This window comes from Bacillus spizizenii TU-B-10 (assembly GCF_000227465.1).
In the GTDB taxonomy this organism is placed as follows: domain Bacteria; phylum Bacillota; class Bacilli; order Bacillales; family Bacillaceae; genus Bacillus; species Bacillus spizizenii.
Window position 1 is genome coordinate 492,054 of sequence record NC_016047.1, and the last position, 22,095, is coordinate 514,148.

2 protein-coding genes are annotated in these 22,095 nt (G+C 49.8%); both read left to right on the forward strand.

The genetic code is table 11. The features are described 5' to 3' along the window. The first annotated feature begins 540 nt into the window (after nt 1-540). Entirely contained in the window at nt 541-11,304 is a 10,764-nt protein-coding gene (gene srfAA / locus GYO_RS24325) for a surfactin non-ribosomal peptide synthetase SrfAA (protein ID WP_041520855.1), read from the forward strand. Between the two features lie 12 nt (nt 11,305-11,316). Further along, complete coding sequence (gene srfAB, locus GYO_RS44045; protein WP_014112619.1) at nt 11,317-22,068, forward strand: surfactin non-ribosomal peptide synthetase SrfAB; 10,752 nt, start codon at nt 11,317-11,319, stop codon at nt 22,066-22,068. Nucleotides 22,069-22,095: the final 27 nt, after the last annotated feature.

Consider the following 22,095-nt stretch of genomic DNA (forward strand, 5'->3'; position numbering starts at 1 on the left):
TTGTTTTTCGGTTTTTGCGCGGTAAATAGATGTCATGTAAAGATTGTAAATGGCTTCAACAATAAAGAGGATTAACTAGGTTGGACTGATTTGAAAATTTTTATTTTTCTGTAAATAATGTTTAGTGGAAATTATTGCGGCATCCCGCAAAAATATCCCAGTAAATAAACTGGAATCTTTCGGTATCCCGCATGAAACTTTTCACCCATTTTTCGGTGATAAAAACATTTTTTTCATTTAAAGTGAACGGTAGCAAGGTAAAAAATATTGAAAACAATGAATAAATAGCCAAATTTGTTTCCTGTTGGGATGAGGGATCTTGCGGTCTTTATCCGCTTATGTTAAACGCCGCAATGATGATGGTAGCCCGTTTTGATAGCGGCAATCTGTTTTTTTTATTTGGATGCACTGGTTTTTAAGTGTAGTACTTTGGGCTTTTTTGGCTTTTAGTTCATAAGGATTAAAAGTTTTATGGATAAGAAAGGGAAAACACGCTGCACATGTTCACTGCTTATTGAAGATTAGGGGAGGTATGACAATATGGAAATAACTTTTTATCCTTTAACGGATGCACAAAAACGAATTTGGTATACAGAAAAATTTTATCCTCACACTAGTATTTCGAATCTTGCGGGGATTGGTAAGCTGGTTTCAACTGATAAGGTTGACTGGGTGCTTGTTGAGCAGGCGATTCAAGAGTTTATCCGCAGAAATGACGCCATGCGCCTTCGTTTGCGGCTCGATGAAAACGGGGAGCCTGTTCAATATATAAGCGAGTATCGGCCTGTTGATATAAAACATACTGACACCACTGAAGATCCGAATGCGATTGAGTCTATTTCACAATGGAGCCGGGAGGAAACGAAAAAACCTTTACCGCTGTACGATTGTGACTTATTCCGTTTTTCCATATTCACCATAAAGGAAAATGAAGTGTGGTTTTACGCAAATGTTCATCACGTGATTTCTGATGGAATCTCTATGAATATTCTCGGAAATGCGATTATGCACATTTATTTAGAATTAGCCGGCGGCTCAGAAACAAAAGAAGGAATCTCGCATTCATTTATCGATCATGTTTTATCTGAACAGGACTATGCTCAATCGAAGCGGTTTGAAAAGGATAAGGCGTTTTGGAACAAGCAATTCGAATCGGTGCCTGAACTTGTTTCCCTGAAACGAAATACTTCCGCAGGAGGAAGTTTAGATGCTGAGAGGTTCTCTAAGGATGTGCCTGAAGCGCTTCATCAGCAGATCCTATCGTTTTGTGAGGCGAACAAGGTCAGTGTTCTTTCAGTGTTTCAATCGGTGCTTGCTGCCTATTTGTACAGAATCAGTGGCCAGAATGATGTCGTGACGGGAACCTTTATGGGCAACCGGACAAATGCGAAAGAGAAGCAGATGTTTGGCATGTTTGTTTCGACAGTGCCGCTTCGTACAAACGTAGACGGCGGCCAGTCGTTTTTAGATTTTGTCAAAGACCGGATGAAGGATCTCATGAAGACGCTTCGTCACCAAAAGTATCCGTATAACCTCCTGATCAACGATTTACGTGAAACAAAGAGCTCTCTGACCAAGCTGTTTACGGTTTCTCTTGAATATCAGGTGATGCAGTGGCAGAAAGAAGAGGATCTTGCCTTTTTGACTGAGCCGATTTTCAGCGGCAGCGGATTAAATGATGTCTCGATTCATGTAAAGGATCGATGGGATACTGGAAAACTCACCATTGATTTTGATTACCGAACTGATTTATTTTCACGTGAAGAAATCAAAATTGTTTGTGAACGCATGATTACGATGCTGGAGAACGCGTTATCGCATCCAGATGATGCAATTGATGAATTGACGCTGATTGCTGAAGCGGAGAAAGAGAAGCTGCTTGCGAGGGCCGGCGGTGAATCTGTCAGCTATCGTAAGGATATGACGATTCCAGAGCTGTTCCAAGAACAGGCTGAGCAACTTTCTGATTATCCAGCGGTTGTATTTGAAGATCGCACATTGTCCTATCAAACGTTACATGAACAATCTGCACGCATCGCCAATGTGCTGAAACAGAAAGGAGTTGGCCCGGACAGTCCTGTCGCGGTTCTAATCGAACGCTCTGAACGGATGATTACGTCTATCATGGGGATTTTAAAAGCCGGCGGGGCATATGTGCCGATTGATCCCGCTTTTCCGGCGGAGCGCATTCAATATATTTTAGAGGACTGCGGTGCGGACTTCATCCTGACTGAATCGAAGGTTGCGGCTCCTGCAGCCGATGCGGAACTGATTGATTTTGATCAGGCGATTGCGGAAGGTGCAGACGAAAGCCTGAATGCAGGTGTGAACGCACGGAACCTTGCCTACATTATTTACACATCGGGAACAACCGGGCGTCCGAAAGGTGTTATGATCGAGCATCGCCAGGTTCAACACTTGGTTGAATCTTTGCAGCAGACGATTTATCAAAGCAGCAGCCAAACACTGCGGATGGCATTGCTTGCGCCGTTCCACTTTGATGCGTCAGTGAAGCAGATTTTCGCGTCGCTTCTTTTGGGACAAACCCTTTATATCGTACCTAAGAAAACAGTGACAAACGGATCTGCCCTTGCTGCATATTATCGCAGGCACAGCATTGAAGCGACGGACGGAACACCTGCCCATCTGCAAATGCTGATCGCGGCGGGCGATTTTGAAGGCCTTAAGCTGAAGCATATGCTGATCGGAGGAGAGGGCCTATCATCTGTTGTTGCGGACAAGCTGCTGAAGCTGTTTAAAGAAGCAGGCACAGCACCGCGTTTGACCAATGTATACGGGCCGACTGAAACGTGTGTTGACGCGTCCGTTCATCCGGTTATCCCAGAGAGTGCCGTTCAATCAGCATATGTGCCAATCGGGAAAGCGCTGGGGAATAACCGCTTATATATTTTGGATCAAAAAGGCAGGCTGCAGCCGGAAGGCGTGGCTGGCGAGCTTTATATCGCAGGTGACGGTGTTGGCCGAGGCTATTTACATTTGCCTGAATTGACGGCTGAGAAGTTTTTACAAGATCCATTTGTGCCAAGCGATCGCATGTACCGGACCGGAGACGTGGTGCGCTGGCTGCCAGATGGAACAATCGAATATTTAGGCAGAGAGGATGACCAGGTCAAAGTCCGCGGATACCGGATTGAGCTTGGAGAAATTGAAGCCGTGATTCAGCAGGCGCCAGACGTTATGAAAGCCGTTGTTTTGGCACGTCCTGATGAACAGGGAAATCTTGAGGTTTGCGCATATGTTGTGCAGAAGACTGGCAGTGAATTTACTCCGGCCAGCCTGCGGGAGCATGCGGCCAGACAGCTTCCTGACTATATGGTGCCGGCTTACTTCACAGAAGTGACCGAAATTCCGCTCACGCCAAGCGGTAAAGTGGACCGCCGCAAGCTGTTTGCATTAGAAGTGAAGGCGGTCAGCGGAACGGCCTATACCGCGCCGCGCAATGATACGGAAAAAGCAATCGCAGCCATTTGGCAGGACGTGCTGAATGTTGAGAAGGCGGGGATCTTTGACAATTTCTTTGAAACGGGCGGACACTCATTGAAGGCCATGACGCTTTTAACAAAGATTCATAAGGAAACAGGCGCTGACATTCCGCTTCAATACTTGTTTGAGCATCCGACGATTGCGGCTCTTGCGGAGGAAGCCAAACACAGAGAAATCCGGGAATTTGCAGCGATTGAACCTGCTGAAAAACAGGAGCATTACCCGCTTTCCTTAGCACAGCAGCGAACATATATCGTCAGCCAGTTCGAGGATGCGGGTGTTGGGTACAACATGCCAGCGGCAGCGATTTTGGAAGGGCCTTTAGAGATTCAAAAGCTGGAGCACGCATTTCAAGGGTTAATCCGCCGCCACGAGTCTTTGAGAACGTCATTTATTCTTGAAAACAGTACGCCGAGACAGAAAATTCATGACAGCGTCGATTTCAACATCGAGATGATTGAAAGAGGCGGCCGCTCAGATGAGGCAATTATGACTTCATTCGTCCGGAGATTTGATTTGGCGAAAGCACCGCTGTTCAGAATCGGCTTGATGGAGCTTGAAGAGAACCGTCATATGCTTCTGTTTGACATGCATCATTTGATTTCTGACGGTGTGTCCATCGGCATTATTTTGGAGGAGTTAGCACGGATATACAAAGGCGAACAGCTTCCTGAGCTTCGTCTTCAATATAAGGATTACGCTGTGTGGCAAAGCGGCCAGGCTGCTGAAGGGTACCAGAAGGACCGGGCGTATTGGAAGGAAGCCTTTGCGGGTGAGCTTCCGGTGCTTCAGCTTCTGTCCGATTACCCGAGACCGCCTGTTCAAAGTTTTGATGGAGATCGGGTATCAATCAAGCTGGATGCGGGATTAAAGGATCGTTTAAATCGTTTGGCTGAACAAAATGGCGCCACGCTGTATATGGTGATGCTGTCCGCTTACTATACGCTTTTGTCAAAGTATACGGGACAGGATGACATCATTGTCGGCACACCGTCTGCGGGCAGAAACCACTCCGATACAGAGGGTATTGTCGGGATGTTCGTCAATACGCTCGCGATTCGCAGTGAAGTGAAGCAGGACGAGACGTTTACCCATTTGATCACCCGTGTCCGCAAACAGGTGCTGGATGCCTTTTCTCATCAGGACTATCCGTTTGAGTGGCTTGTTGAAGATTTGAACATTCCGCGTGATGTAAGCAGACATCCGCTGTTTGACACGATGTTTAGTCTTCAAAATGCGACAGAGGGTATTCCGGCTGTCGGCGATCTGTCCGTGTCTGTTCATGAGACCAACTTCAAGATTGCCAAATTTGATTTAACGATACAGGCGAGAGAGACCGATGTAGGCATTGAACTTGATTTGGACTACAGCACGAAGCTGTTTAAACAAAGCACGGCTGACAGGCTGCTCAACCATTTTGCGTGTTTGCTTGAAGATGCTGCGGCTGAGCCTGAAAAACAGATTTCTGAGTACAAGCTTCTTTCTGAAGAGGAGGCTGCATCGCAAATTCAGCAGTTTAACCCGGGCAGAACTCCTTATCCGAAAGATAAAACGATTGTTCAGCTGTTTGAAGAGCAAGCGGCGAAAACGCCAGACCATCCGGCACTTCAATATGAAGGCAAATCACTTACCTATCGAGAGCTGAATGAACGGGCCAATCGTTTAGCGCGCGGCATTCTTTCTCTCGGGGCAGGCGAAGGCAGAACAGCGGCAGTCTTGTGCGAGCGGTCAATGGACATGATTGTGTCGATCCTCGCAGTTTTAAAAGCTGGCTCGGCTTATGTTCCGATTGATCCGGAACATCCGACTCAGCGGATGCAGCATTTCTTCCGTGACAGCGGAGCAAAGGTGCTTCTCACGCAGAAAAAATTAAAGGCCTTAGCAGAAAAAGCAGAATTCGACGGCATTATCGTGCTTGCAGATGAGGAAGAAAGCTATCATGCCGATGCGCAAAATCTCGCACTGCCTCTTCATTCAGCGGCGATGGCCAACCTGACGTATACTTCCGGAACGACAGGAACACCAAAGGGAAATATCGTGACACATGCCAATATTCTGCGCACGGTGAAGGAAACGAATTATCTCAACATTACAGAACAGGATACGATTCTCGGACTTTCCAATTACGTGTTTGACGCGTTTATGTTTGATATGTTCGGTTCTTTGTTAAACGGTGCCAAGCTTGTACTGATACCGAAAGAAACAGTTTTGGATATGGCTCGCCTGTCTCGCGTTATTGAGCGGGAGAACATCAGCATTCTTATGATTACAACTGCTTTGTTCCACCTGCTTGTGGACTTGAATCCGGCGTGCTTGTCAACGCTGCGCAAGATTATGTTCGGTGGGGAGCGGGCTTCGGTCGAGCATGTAAGAAAAGCTTTGCAAATTGTCGGAAAAGGCAAGCTCCTTCACATGTATGGGCCGTCTGAAAGCACGGTTTTCGCGACGTATCATCCGGTTGATGAGTTGGAGGAGGACACACTGTCTGTTCCGATTGGAAAACCGGTCAGCAATACGGAAGTATACATCCTTGACCGGGCGGGACACGTGCAGCCTGCCGGGATCGCCGGGGAGCTTTGCGTTAGCGGCGAAGGACTCGTGAAAGGCTATTACAACCGTCCAGAACTGACTGAGGAGAAGTTCGTTCCGCATCCGTTTACGTCCGGCGAACGCATGTATAAAACGGGTGACCTCGCCAGATGGCTGCCGAGTGGCGATATCGAATTTATCGGGCGGATCGACCATCAGGTGAAAATCCGCGGACAGCGCATCGAGCTTGGAGAAATCGAACATCAGCTGCAAACCCATGACCGCGTGCAGGAGACTGTTGTGCTTGCTGTTGATCAAGGAGCGGGAGACAAGCTGCTCTGCGCGTACTTTGTCGGAGAGGGAGAAATCTCATCTCAAGAGCTGAGAGAACATGCGGCAAAGGACCTGCCCGCTTATATGGTTCCTGCGGTGTTTATCCAAATGGACGAGCTGCCGCTGACCGGGAACGGAAAAATCGACCGGAGAGCGCTGCCGCTTCCTGATGCCAGCGTCTCAAGAGGTGTTTCATATGTTGCGCCTCGCAATGAAACGGAACAAAAACTCGCAGACATTTGGGCGCAGGTGCTTCAGGTTCAACAGGTCGGCGTTTATGACCACTTCTTTGACATCGGCGGACATTCATTAGCAGGGATGAAGATGCTTGCCTTAGTTCATCAGGAACTGGGTGTTGAGCTGTCACTCAAAGATCTCTTCCAGTCACCTACGGTTGAGGGCCTAGCACAGGTAATTGCCTCTGCTGAAAAAGGGACAGCCATCAGCATCAGCCCGGCTAAGAAACAAGATTCGTATCCTGTTTCCTCACCGCAAAAACGGATGTACGTGCTCCAGCAGCTTGAAGGAGCGCAAACGAGCTATAACATGCCGGCGGTTCTGCGCCTGACAGGTGAGCTTGATGTTGAAAGGCTTAACAGCGTCATGCAGCAGTTAATGCAGCGCCATGAAGCCTTTAGAACCACGTTTGAAATAAAAGATGGAGAAACGGTGCAGCGGATCTGGGAAGAAGCTGATTGTGAGATGGCATATTTCGAAGCCGCAGAAGAAGAGACAGAGCGGATCGTTTCTGAGTTTATCAGGCCTTTCAAAATTGATCGGCTCCCGCTGTTCAGAATGGGTCTGATCAAGCATTCAGACACTGAGCATGTGCTGCTGTTCGATATGCATCATATTATTTCTGATGGTGCGTCTGTCGGTGTGCTGATTGAGGAACTTTCGAAGCTGTACGACGGAGAAACCCTTGAGCCGCTCCGCATTCAATATAAGGATTATGCCGTGTGGCAGCAGCAGTTCATTCAGTCTGAGCTTTACAAGAAACAAGAGGAGCATTGGCTGAAGGAGCTGGACGGAGAGTTGCCGGTGCTGACGCTACCGACTGACTATAGCCGGCCTGCGGTTCAAACATTTGAGGGAGACCGCATTGCATTTTCATTAGAAGCAGGAAAAGCTGATGCTCTGCGCAGACTAGCAAAAGAAACGGATTCAACACTGTACATGGTGCTTCTGGCTTCATACAGTGCGTTTTTATCAAAACTGAGCGGACAACACGATATCATCGTCGGTTCACCGGTAGCCGGACGATCCCAAGCTGACGTCAGCCGCGTCATCGGAATGTTCGTCAATACGTTGGCGCTGCGAACGTATCCGAAAGGTGAAAAGACGTTTGCTGACTATCTTAGCGAAGTGAAAGAAACCGCGCTCAATGCTTTTGAAGCGCAGGATTATCCGCTTGAGGACCTGATCGGAAACGTACAGGTTCAGCGTGACACGAGCAGAAATCCGTTATTCGACGCAGTATTTTCGATGCAAAATGCGAATATCAAGGATCTAACGATGAAAGGGATTCAGCTGGAGCCGCATCCGTTTGAACGGAAAACGGCCAAGTTTGACATCACACTGACGGCTGACGAAACGGACGGAGGGCTTACGTTCGTACTTGAATACAATACAGCGCTGTTTAAACCTGAAACAATCGAACGATGGAAGCAATACTGGATGCAGCTTCTAGATGCAGTCACCGGCAATCCGAACCAGCCGCTTTCCAGCCTATCACTTGTCACTGAAACAGAAAAACAAACGCTTCTAGACGCATGGAAGGGCAAAACGCTGCCTGTGCCGACAGACAAAACCGTTCATCAGCTAATCGAAGAGACTGCCCAGCACCACAAAGACCGCCCGGCTGTTACATATAACGGCCAGTCGTGGACGTACGGGGAGCTGAATGCGAAGGCGAATCGTCTTGCCCGGATTCTGATCGACTGCGGTATCAGCCCGGATGAGCGCGTCGGCGTTCTCACGAAGCCGTCGCTGGAAATGTCCGCCGCGGTGCTCGGCGTCTTAAAGGCGGGAGCGGCGTTTGTGCCGATTGATCCTGCCTATCCGGATCAGCGGATTGACTATATTTTACAAGACAGCGGTGCGAAGCTTCTCTTGAAACAGGAAGGCATCGCAGTGCCGGACAGCTATACGGGAGAGGTCATTCTTCTTGATGGCAACCGTACGATTCTGAGCCTGCCGCTTGATGAAAACGATGAGGAAAATCCAGAGACGGATACAAACGCGGAGAACCTGGCGTACATGATTTACACGTCTGGAACGACCGGACAGCCGAAGGGTGTCATGGTTGAGCACCATGCGCTTGTGAACCTGTGTTTCTGGCACCACGACGCGTTCAGCATGACAGCGGAGGACCGCAGTGCGAAGTACGCGGGCTTCGGATTCGACGCCTCCATTTGGGAGATGTTCCCGACCTGGACAATCGGCGCCGAGCTTCACGTCATAGATGAAGCCATCCGGCTTGATATCGTTCGCCTGAACGACTATTTCGAAACGAACGGCGTAACGATCACCTTCCTGCCGACACAGCTTGCGGAACAGTTCATGGAGCTTGAGAACACATCACTCCGCGTATTGCTGACAGGCGGAGACAAACTGAAGCGTGCCGTGAAACAGCCGTACACGCTCATTAACAACTACGGGCCGACTGAAAATACGGTCGTTGCCACAAGTACAGAGATCAATCCGGAGGAAGGCTCGCTTTCCATCGGGCAGGCAATCGCCAATACGAGAGTGTACATTCTTGGCGAGGGCAATCAGGTACAGCCGGAAGGCGTAGCCGGAGAGCTTTGCGTGGCGGGACGCGGATTGGCGCGAGGCTATCTGAATAAAGAAGACGAAACCGCGAAGCGGTTTGTCGCTGATCCGTTTGTGCCGGGTGAACGCATGTACCGCACCGGCGATTTGGTGAAATGGGTGAACGGCGGCATCGAATACATCGGCCGGATCGACCAGCAGGTCAAGGTCCGCGGCTACCGGATCGAGCTCTCAGAAATCGAAGTCCAGCTCGCCCAGCTTTCTGAGGTGCAGGATGCGGCGGTAACAGCTGTCAAAGATAAAGGCGGCAATACAGCGATCGCGGCGTACGTCACACCGGAAACAGCTGACATAGAAGCATTAAAGTCTTCGTTGAAAGAAACCCTGCCGGACTACATGATTCCGGCGTTCTGGGTGACGCTGAACGAGCTTCCAGTTACGGCAAACGGAAAGGTTGACCGCAAAGCCTTGCCTGAGCCGGACATCGAAGCGGGAAGCGGAGAATACAAAGCGCCGACAACGGATATGGAAGAGCTGCTTGCCGGCATCTGGCAGGACGTGCTCGGCATTTCGGAGATCGGTGTCAGCGACAATTTCTTCTCACTCGGCGGAGATTCCATCAAAGGAATCCAAATGGCGAGCCGCTTGAACCAGCACGGCTGGAAGCTGGAGATGAAAGATCTCTTCCAGCACCCGACGATCGAGGAGCTGACCCAATACGTGGAGCGTGCCGAAGGCAAACAGGCAGACCAAGGGCCTGTGGAGGGCGAAGTCATTCTGACGCCGATTCAGCGCTGGTTCTTTGAAAAGAACTTCACGAACAAGCACCACTGGAACCAATCAGTGATGCTTCACGCCGCGAAGGGCTTTGATCCTGAACGGGTGGAGAAAACATTGCAGGCACTGATCGAGCACCATGACGCGCTCCGCATGGTTTATCGTGAGGGAACGAAAGAGGTCGTTCAATACAACAGAGGACTTGAAGCTGCTTCAGCTCAATTGGAGATCATCCAAATCGAGGGCCAAGCAAAAGATCATGAAGACCGCATAGAGAGAGAAGCGGAACGGCTGCAGAGCAGCATCGACTTGCAGGAAGGCGGCTTGTTAAAAGCAGGCTTGTTCCAAGCGGAAGACGGAGACCATTTGCTTCTTGCCATTCACCACTTAGTGGTTGACGGCGTGTCGTGGCGGATTTTACTGGAGGATTTCGCCGCGGTATATACACAGCTTGAGCAAAGCAATGAACCGGTTCTCCCGCAGAAAACACATTCATTTGCGGAGTATGCAGAGAGATTACAAGACTTCGCGAATTCCAAAGCCTTTTTGAAAGAAAAAGAGTATTGGAGACAGCTTGAAGAACAAACTGTCGCGGCGAAGCTTCCGAAGGATCGCGAATCTGGTGATCAGCGAATGAAACATACAAAGACAATCGAATTTTCGCTGACTGCTGAAGAAACAGAACAGCTCACCACAAAGGTGCATGAGGCATATCACACAGAAATGAATGATATTTTACTGACAGCATTCGGATTGGCGATGAAGGAGTGGACAGGTCAGGATCAAGTAAGTGTTCATTTAGAGGGGCATGGACGTGAAGAAATCATAGAAGACCTGACCATTTCCCGGACAGTCGGCTGGTTTACGAGTATGTACCCGATGGTGCTCGATATGAAGCATACGGATGATCTGGGCTACCAGCTGAAGCAAATGAAAGAAGATATCAGACATGTACCGAATAAGGGAGTCGGGTACGGCATTCTCCGCTATTTGACGGCGCCGGAACATAAAGAAGATGTGGCGTTCTCGATTCAGCCGGATGTCAGCTTTAACTACTTAGGACAGTTCGATGACATGTCGGATGCAGGCTTGTTCAAGAGATCAGAGCTGCCGTCAGGACAGTCGTTAAGCCCGGAAACAGAAAAACCGAATGCGCTCGATGTTGTCGGATACATTGAAAACGGAAAACTGACGATGTCAATGGCCTATCATTCTCTTGAATTTCATGAAAAAACGATAAAGACATTCAGCGACAGCTTTAAAGCCCATCTTCTCAGAATCATTGAACATTGCCTATCTCAAGATGGAACGGAACTGACGCCGAGTGACCTTGGCGACGACGATTTGACGCTGGATGAACTGGATAAATTAATGGAAATTTTCTAATAGAGGTGGCATATGAGCAAAAAATCGATTCAAAAGGTGTACGCACTGACACCGATGCAGGAGGGAATGCTGTATCATGCGATGCTTGATCCGCATTCATCCTCGTATTTTACACAATTAGAGCTTGGAATTCACGGTGCTTTTGATCTTGAAATCTTTGAGAAAAGCGTCAATGAACTGATTCGGTCATACGATATTCTCCGTACGGTATTTGTGCATCAGCAGCTGCAAAAACCGCGTCAGGTCGTGTTAGCGGAACGCAAAACAAAGGTGCACTATGAAGATATTAGTCATGCGGACCAAAACCGCCAGAAAGAGCATATTGAGCGTTATAAACAAGACGTGCAGCGCCAAGGTTTTAACCTGGCAAAAGACATGCTGTTCAAGGTGGCGGTTTTCCGTCTTGATGCAGATCAGCTGTATCTTGTCTGGAGTAATCATCATATTATGATGGACGGCTGGAGCATGGGCGTACTCATGAAAAGCCTGTTCCAAAATTACGAAGCGCTCAGAGCAGGCCGAACACCGGCAAACGGTCAGGGAAAGCCTTATTCCGACTACATCAAGTGGCTTGGAAAACAGGACAATGAAGAAGCGGAGAGCTACTGGAGCGAACGCTTGGCTGGTTTTGAACAGCCGAGCGTGCTCCCGGGCCGCCTGCTTGAGAAAAAAGACGAATACGTTAACAAAGAATATTCATTTACATGGGACGAAAAACTGGTTGCCCGCATTCAGCAAACCGCAAACCGCCATCAAGTGACAGGACCTAACCTGTTTCAGGCCGTTTGGGGCATTGTTCTCAGCAAATACAACTTTACGAATGACGTTGTCTTCGGCACGGTCGTATCAGGCCGGCCATCTGAAATCAACGGGATTGAAACGATGGCAGGACTGTTTATCAACACCATTCCGGTGCGGGTAAAAGTTGATCGTGATGCTGCTTTCGCTGATATTTTCTCAGCTGTTCAGCAGCATGCAGTTGAGGCGGAGCGCTACGATTACGTGCCGCTCTATGAGATTCAAAAACGCTCAGCTCTTGATGGCAATCTCTTGAACCATCTGGTCGCGTTTGAAAATTATCCGCTTGACCAAGAGCTTGAAAACGGCAGCATGGAAGACCGCCTCGGATTTTCTATCAAGGTAGAAAGCGCATTTGAGCAAACGAGCTTCGATTTCAATCTGATTGTGTATCCAGGCAAAACGTGGACTGTCAAAATCAAATATAACGGTGCCGCCTTTGATTCTGCTTTTATCGAACGGGCAGCGGAGCACCTTACCCGCATGATGGAAGCGGCTGTCGATCAGCCGGACGCTTTTGTCCGTGAGTACGGGCTTGTGGGAGACGAAGAGCAGCGACAAATTGTCGAGGTGTTTAACCAGACGAAAGCCGAATTTCCAGAAGGAATGGCCGTTCATCAAGTGTTTGAAGAGCAAGCGCAGCGAACACCGGCAAGCACTGCCGTCGTATATGAAGGAGCCGAGCTGACATACCGTCAGCTGAATACAGCGGCAAACCGTCTGGCGAGAAAGCTTGTCGAACAAGGTCTTCAAAAAGGGGAAACAGCCGCGATTATGAACGACCGCTCAGCAGAAACCGTTGTCGGCATGCTGGCTGTTTTAAAAACAGGCGCCGCCTATGTGCCGCTTGATCCCGCACTTCCTGTGGATCGTCTTCGTTTCATGGCGGAGGACAGCTCGATTCGGATGGTATTGGCCGGAAAGTCTTATACAGAGCAGGCGCATCAGCTGCAAGTGCCGGTTCTTACACTGGACATCGGCTTTGAAGAGTGCGAAGCTGCTGACAATCTCAATCTGCCTTCCGCACCGTCTGATTTGGGATACATCATGTATACATCTGGTTCGACGGGCAAACCGAAAGGCGTCATGATTGAACATAAAAGTATTCTTCGTCTCGTCAAAAATGCCGGTTACGTTCCTGTTCATGAGGAGGACCGCATGGCGCAAACGGGAGCTGTCAGCTTTGATGCCGGCACGTTTGAGGTATTCGGCGCACTGCTGAATGGCGCAGCGCTTTATCCGGTCAAAAAAGAGACGCTGCTTGATGCAAAACAATTTGCGGCATTCCTGCGTGAGCAGAGAATCACGACCATGTGGCTGACATCACCTTTATTCAACCAGCTTGCTGCAAAGGATGCCGGCATGTTCGGCACACTCCGCCATTTAATCATCGGCGGAGATGCGCTCGTGCCGCATATTGTCAGCAAAGTGAAGCAGGCATCGCCGTCGCTTTCGTTGTGGAACGGATACGGCCCGACAGAAAACACGACATTTTCAACAAGTTTTCTGATCGACCGTGAGTTTAGCGGCTCTATTCCAATCGGGAAGCCTATCGGAAATTCGACTGCCTACATCATGGATGAGCAGCAGCGTCTGCAGCCAATTGGCGCGCCTGGCGAGCTGTGCGTCGGAGGAATCGGGGTAGCGCGAGGATATGTCAATCTTCCTGAGCTGACGGAGAAGCAATTTCTTGAAGATCCGTTCAGACCGGATGAAAGGATTTATCGCACTGGCGACTTGGCGAGATGGCTGCCGGACGGCAATATCGAATTTTTAGGAAGAATCGACAATCAAGTGAAGGTGCGCGGCTTCCGAATTGAGCTTGGCGAAATTGAAACAAAACTGAACATGGCAGAGCATGTGACAGAGGCTGCGGTGATCATCCGCAAGAACAAAGCAGATGAAAATGAAATTTGCGCGTACTTTACGGCGGACCGTGAAGTGTCTGTGAGCTGGCTAAGAAAAACGCTGTCTCAGTCTTTGCCTGACTATATGGTTCCTGCCCATTTGATTCAGATGGACAGCCTGCCGCTCACGCCAAACGGAAAAATCAACAAAAAAGAACTGCCTGCGCCTCAATCAGAAGCCGTGCAGCCGGAGTACGCAGCACCAGAAACAGAGAGTGAAAAGAAATTAGCGGAGATCTGGGAAGGGATACTCGGCGTCAAAGCAGGCGTTACCGATAACTTCTTTATGATCGGCGGTCATTCTTTGAAAGCGATGATGATGACGGCGAAAATCCAGGAGCATTTTCATAAGGAAGTACCGATTAAAGTGCTCTTTGAAAAGCCGACCATTCAAGAACTGGCGCTGTATTTGGACGAGAATGAAAGCAAGGAGGAGCAGACGTTTGAACCGATCAGGCAAGCACCTTATCAGCAGCATTATCCTGTATCCCCGGCCCAGCGGAGAATGTATATCCTCAATCAGCTTGGACAAGCAAACACAAGCTACAATGTCCCCGCTGTACTTTTGCTGGAGGGAGAAGTAGATAAAGACCGGCTTGAAAAAGCGATTCAGCAATTAATCAACCGGCACGAAATCCTTCGTACATCGTTTGACATGATCGACGGAGAAGTTATACAAACCGTTCATAAAAACATATCGTTCCAGCTGGAGGCTGCCAAGGGACGGGAAGAAGACGCGGAGGAAATGATCAAAGCGTTCATTCAGCCGTTTGAATTAAACCGCGCGCCGCTCGTCCGTTCGAAGCTTGTCCAGCTTGAAGAAGAACGCCACCTGCTGCTGATTGATATGCACCATATCATTACTGACGGCAGTTCAACAGGCATTCTGATCGGTGATCTCGCCAAAATGTATCAAGGCGCTGATCTTGAGCAGCCGCAAATTCACTATAAAGATTACGCTGTTTGGCATAAAGAACATGCTGATCATCAAAAGGATGAGGCATACTGGCTCGATACCTTTAAAGGGGAGCTGCCGATTCTTGATCTTCCGACGGATTTCGAGCGGCCTGCTGAACGGAGCTTTGCTGGAGAGCGCGTGATGTTTGGGCTTGATAAACAGATGTCGGCTCAAATCAAGTCACTCTTGGCAGAAACGGATACGACAATGTATATGTTTTTGCTGGCGGCGTTCAATGTACTCCTTTCTAAGTACGCGTCACAGGACGATATCATTGTCGGCTCGCCGACTGCGGGAAGAACACATCCTGATCTGCAAGGTGTGCCGGGGATGTTTGTCAACACGGTCGCACTAAGAACGGCGCCTGCGGGAGATAAAACCTTTGCGCAATTCCTTGAAGAAGTCAAAACAGCAAGCCTTCAAGCATTCGAGCACCAGAGCTATCCCCTTGAGGAGCTGATTGAAAAGCTTCCGCTTACAAGGGATACAAGCCGAAGTCCGCTGTTCAGCGTGATGTTCAATATGCAGAACATGGAGATTCCATCATTGAGATTAGGAGATTTGAAGATTTCTTCATACTCCATGCTTCATCACGTGGCGAAATTTGATCTCTCCTTGGAAGCGGTCGAGCGAGAAGAGGATATCGGCCTGAGCTTTGACTATGCGACTGCCCTGTTTAAGGACGAGACGATTCGGCGCTGGAGCAGCCACTTTGTCAATATCATCAAAGCGGCCGCAGCTAATCCGAACGTTCGGCTGTCTGATGTAGACCTGCTTTCCCCAGCAGAAACGGCTGCTTTGCTTGAAGAAAGACATATGACTCAAATTACTGAAGCAACCTTTGCAGCTCTTTTCGAAGAACAGGCCCAGCAAACACCTGATCATTCTGCGGTGAGGTCTGGGGGAAATCTGCTGACCTATCGCGAGCTTGATGAACAGGCGAACCAGCTGGCGCATCATCTTCGTGCGCAAGGGGCAGGAAGTGAAGACATCGTCGCAATTGTCATGGATCGGTCAGCTGAGGTTATGGTATCGATTCTTGGTGTCATGAAAGCGGGGGCGGCTTTCCTGCCGATTGATCCTGATACGCCTGAGGAACGAATCCGTTATTCATTAGAGGACAGCGGTGCAAGAATTGCGGTCGTGAACGAAAGAAACATGACGGCCATTGGGCAATATGAAGGGACAATCATCAACCTTGATGATGCAAAATGGAGAAATGAGAGTAAGGAGCGCCCCTCTCCGATCTCCGGATCTCGCAATCTTGCATACGTCATTTATACGTCCGGTACGACCGGGAAGCCGAAGGGCGTGCAGATCGAGCATCGCAATCTGACAAACTATGTTTCTTGGTTTAGTGAAGAGGCGGGCCTGAAGGAAACCGATAAAACTGTATTGCTTTCGTCTTACGCATTCGACCTAGGCTATACGAGCATGTTCCCTGTGCTTCTGGCAGGGGGCGAGCTCCACATCGTGCCGAAGGAAACCTATACGGCGCCGGATGAAATGGGGCGTTATATCAAGGAACACGGGATCACATATATCAAACTGACACCGTCTCTGTTCCATACGGTGGTGAACACGGCCAGCTTTACAAAAGGGCCAAACTTTGAATCCTTGCGCTTGATCGTCTTGGGAGGAGAAAAAATCATCCCGAATGATGTTCTGGCCTTCCGCAAGATGTATGGACATACCGAATTTATCAATCATTACGGCCCGACTGAAGCAACAATCGGCGCCATCGCCGGACGGGTTAATCTGTCTGAACCGGATGCATTCGCGCAACGCCCGACAATCGGGCAGCCGATTGCGAATGCCGGTGCGCTTGTCTTAAATGAGGCGTTAAAGCTTGTGCCTCCGGGGACGAGCGGCCAGCTCTATATCACGGGACAGGGGCTTGCTAGAGGATATCTCAACAGGCCTCAGCTGACAGCCGAGAGATTTGTTGAAAATCCATATTCGCCGGGCAGTCTCATGTACAAAACCGGTGATGTCGTACGGAGACTTTCTAACGGTACGCTTGAATTTATCGGCCGGGCTGATGATCAGGTGAAAATCCGCGGCTATCGCATTGAGCCGAAAGAAATTGAAACGGTCATGCTCAGCCTCAGCGGAATTCAAGAAGCGGTTGTACTAGCAGTTTCCGAGGGCGGGCTTCAAGAGCTTTGTGCGTATTATACGGCGGATCAAGCCATTGAAAAAGCAGTGCTCCGCAACCAGCTTTCACAAACACTGCCGTCTCATATGATTCCTGCTTTCTTTGTGCAGGTGGACGCCATTCCGCTGACGGCAAACGGGAAAACCGACAGAAACGCATTGCCGAAGCCGAACACGGAACAATCCGGACGCAGGACCTCAGCCGCACCGGAAACAGAGCTTGAAGAGAGCCTATGCCGCATTTGGAAGAAAACGCTTGGCATAGAAGCGATCGGCATCGACGACAATTTCTTTGATTTAGGCGGCCATTCATTAAAAGGGATGATGCTCATTGCCAACATTCAGGCTGAATTGGAGAAAACCGTACCGCTTAAAGCGCTGTTCGAGCAGCCGACTGTTCGCCAGCTTGCGGCTTGCATGGAGGTATCGTCAGTTTCAGGCGGCCATCACGTGCTCAAACCGGCTGACAAACAGGAGATGTACCCACTGTCATCCGCGCAGAAACGGATGTATGTACTGAATCAGCTTGACCGGCAGACGATCAGCTACAATATGCCATCTGTTCTTCTGATGGAAGGCGAGCTTGATATTTCACGTCTGCGCGACTCACTCAATCAGCTTGTAAACCGCCACGAGCCATTGCGGACATCATTTATGGAAGCAAACGGTGAGCCTGTTCAGCGCATTATTGAGAAGGCGGCGATTGATCTTCATGTGTTTGAAGCGAAAGAAGATGAAGCGGAACAAAAGATCAAGGACTTTATCCGGCCATTCGACTTAAACGGCGCACCGCTCATTCGAGCAGCATTGCTTCGCATAGAAGCGAAAAAACATTTGCTGCTTTTAGATATGCATCACATCATCGCAGACGGGGTATCAAGAGGCATTTTTGTAAAAGAATTGGCGCTGCTTTACAAAGGAGAGCAGCTTCCAGAGCCGGCGCTTCATTATAAGGATTTCGCCGTTTGGCAAAATGAAGCTGAGCAAAAGGAACGGATGAAGGAGCATGAGGCGTACTGGCTCTCGGTTCTTTCAGGCGAGCTGCCGGAGCTTGATCTTCCGCTCGATTACGCCCGTCCGCCTGTGCAAAGCTTTAAAGGGGACACGGTCCGTTTCCGTACGGGAAGCGAGACGGCAAAGGCGGTAGAAAAACTGCTCGCAGAAACCGGAACGACCTTGCACATGGTGCTTCACGCTGTTTTCCACGTCTTTTTAAGCAAAATTTCCGGACAGCGGGATATCGTCATCGGCTCCGTTACTGCCGGCCGGATGAATGCTGATGTCCAAGACATGCCGGGAATGTTCGTCAATACGCTTGCCTTAAGAATGGAAGCGGAAGAACAGCAAACATTTGCAGAGCTCTTGGAGCAAGCGAAGCAGACGAACCTGTCAGCGCTGGAGCATCAGGAATATCCGTTTGAGGACTTAGTCAATCAGCTTGATCTCCCTCGGGATATGAGCCGAAATCCATTGTTTAACGTGATGGTGACGACAGAAAATCCTGATAAAGAACAGCTTACATTGCAGAATCTAAGCATTTCACCTTACGAGTCCCATCAGGGAACGTCTAAGTTTGATCTGACATTAGGCGGATTCACTGATGAAAACGGCATCGGTCTGCAGCTCGAATATGCGACTGATCTGTTCTCAAAAGAAACGGCTGAGAAATGGAGCGAATACGTTCTGCGTTTACTAAAAGCTGTCGCGGAAAATCCGAACCAGCCGCTTTCCAGCCTGTCACTCGTCACTGAACCAGAAAAACAAACGCTTCTCGAGGCATGGACGGGCAAAACGCTGCCTGTGCCGACAGACAAAACCGTTCATCAGCTATTCGAAGAGACTGCCCAGCGCCACAAAGACCGCCCGGCTGTTACATATAACGGCCAGTCGTGGACGTACGGCGAGCTGAATGCGAAGGCGAACCGTCTTGCCCGGATTCTGATCGACTGCGGTATCAGCCCGGATGAGCGCGTCGGCGTTCTCACGAAGCCGTCGCTGGAAATGTCCGCCGCGGTGCTCGGCGTCTTAAAGGCGGGAGCGGCGCTTGTACCGATTGATCCTGACTATCCGGATCAGCGGATTGACTATATTTTACAAGACAGCGGTGCGAAGCTTCTCTTGAAACAGGAAGGCATCGCAGTGCCGGACAGCTATACGGGAGAGGTCATTCTTCTTGATGGCAACCGTACGATTCTGAGCCTGCCGCTTGATGAAAACGATGAGGAAAATCCAGAGACGGATACAAACGCCGAGAACCTGGCGTACATGATTTACACGTCTGGAACGACCGGACAGCCGAAGGGTGTCATGGTCGAGCACCATGCGCTTGTGAACCTGTGCTTCTGGCACCACGACGCGTTCAGCATGACAGCGGAGGACCGCAGTGCGAAGTACGCGGGCTTCGGATTCGACGCCTCCATTTGGGAGATGTTCCCGACCTGGACGATCGGCGCCGAGCTTCACGTCATAGATGAAGCCATCCGACTTGATATCGTTCGCCTGAACGACTATTTCGAAACGAACGGCGTAACGATCACCTTCCTGCCGACACAGCTGGCGGAACAGTTCATGGAGCTTGAGAACACATCACTCCGCGTATTGCTGACAGGCGGAGACAAACTGAAGCGTGCCGTGAAACAGCCGTACACGCTCGTTAACAACTACGGGCCGACTGAAAATACGGTCGTTGCCACAAGTACAGAGATCAATCCGGAGGAAGGCTCGCTTTCCATCGGGCAGGCGATCGCCAATACGAGAGTGTACATTCTTGGCGAGGGCAATCAGGTACAGCCGGAAGGTGTAGCCGGAGAGCTTTGCGTGGCGGGACGCGGATTGGCGCGAGGCTATCTGAATAAAGAAGACGAAACCGCGAAGCGGTTTGTCGCTGATCCGTTTGTGCCGGGTGAACGCATGTACCGCACCGGCGATTTGGTGAAATGGGTGAACGGCGGCATCGAATACATCGGCCGGATCGACCAGCAGGTCAAGGTCCGCGGCTACCGGATCGAGCTCTCAGAAATCGAAGTCCAGCTCGCCCAGCTTTCTGAGGTGCAGGATGCGGCGGTAACAGCTGTCAAAGATAAAGGCGGCAATACAGCGATCGCGGCGTACGTCACACCGGAAACAGCTGACATAGAAGCATTAAAGTCTTCGTTGAAAGAAACCCTGCCGTACTACATGATTCCGGCGTTCTGGGTGACGCTGAACGAGCTTCCAGTTACGGCAAATGGAAAGGTTGACCGCAAAGCCTTGCCTGAGCCGGACATCGAAGCGGGAAGCGGAGAATACAAAGCGCCGACAACGGATATGGAAGAGCTGCTTGCCGGCATCTGGCAGGACGTGCTCGGCATTTCGGAGATCGGTGTCAGCGACAATTTCTTCTCACTCGGCGGAGATTCCATCAAAGGAATCCAAATGGCGAGCCGCTTGAACCAGCACGGCTGGAAGCTGGAAATGAAAGATCTCTTCCAGCATCCGACGATCGAGGAGCTGACCCAATACGTGGAGCGTGCCGAAGGCAAACAGGCAGACCAAGGGCCTGTGGAGGGCGAAGTCATTCTGACGCCGATTCAGCGCTGGTTCTTTGAAAAGAACTTCACGAACAAGCACCACTGGAACCAATCAGTGATGCTTCACGCCGCGAAGGGCTTTGATCCTGAACGGGTGGAGAAAACGTTGCAGGCGCTGATCGAACATCATGACGCGCTCCGTATGGTCTACCGTGAGGAAGACGGAGAGATCATTCAAGCATACAAACCAATCGGCGAAAGCAAGGTCAGCTTCGAAATCGTGGATCTGTACGGCACTGATGAAGAGATGCTGAAAAGCCAGATCAAGATTCTTGCGGAAAGGCTGCAAAGCAGTCTCGATCTGCAAAACGGACCGCTTCTGAAGGCGGAGCAATACCGTACGGAAGCTGGCGATCACCTGCTCATCGCTGTACACCATCTCGTGGTCGACGGCGTATCATGGCGGATTTTGCTTGAAGATTTTGCTTCAGGCTACGTGCAGGCTGAAAAGGAAGGGAGCGTTGTCTTCCCGCAAAAAACAAATTCCTTCAAGGATTGGGCGGAAGAACTGGCGGCATTCAGCCAATCAGCAGAACTTTTACAGCAGGCTGAATACTGGTCGCAAATTGACGCTGAACAGGTTTCTCCTGTGCCGAAGGACTACGAAACAGAGCAGCGGATCGTCAAGCATACATCATCTGTAATTTGTGAATTAACGGAAGAGGACACTAAACATCTCTTAACGGATGTTCATCAGCCATATGGAACCGAGATCAATGATATTCTTCTCAGCGCGCTCGGTTTAACGATGAAAGAATGGACAGACGGTGCCAAAATCGGCATTAACCTGGAGGGACACGGACGGGAGGACATCATCCCGAATGTGAATATCTCCAGAACGGTCGGCTGGTTTACGGCACAATATCCTGTTGTGCTCGACATGTCTGAAGCAGATGCCTCAGCCGTGATCAAAACAGTCAAAGAAAACCTGCGCCGCATTCCGGACAAAGGTGTTGGCTACGGCATTCTCCGTTATGTCACAGAAACAGCGGAAACAAAGGGCTTCACGCCAGAGATCAGCTTCAACTATTTAGGCCAATTCGACAGTGAGGTAAAAACCGACTTCTTTGAGCCGTCCGCTTTCGATATGGGGCGCCAAGTAAGCGAGGAATCAGAAGCACTGTACGCTTTAAGCTTCAGCGGCATGGTCAGAAACAGCCGGTTTGTGCTTTCTTGCTCCTACAATGAGAAGGAGTTTGAAAGAGCTACAGTCGAGGAGCAAATGGAACGGTTTAAAGAAAATCTTCTGATGCTGATCCGCCATTGTACGGAAAAAGAAGAGAAGGAATTCACGCCAAGCGACTTCAGTGCTGAAGACCTTGGAATGGACGAGATGGGCGATATCTTTGACATGCTTGAGGAGAATTTAAAATAAAACGCAAGGGAATTACAGAAGGCGGGA

Excerpts from the sequence above, each read along its gene's own strand:
- srfAB (WP_014112619.1), top strand. The coding sequence starts at position 11,317 with ATGAGCAAAAAATCGATTCAAAAGGTGTACGCACTGACACCGATGCAG.
- srfAA (WP_041520855.1), top strand. The coding sequence starts at position 541 with ATGGAAATAACTTTTTATCCTTTAACGGATGCACAAAAACGAATTTGG.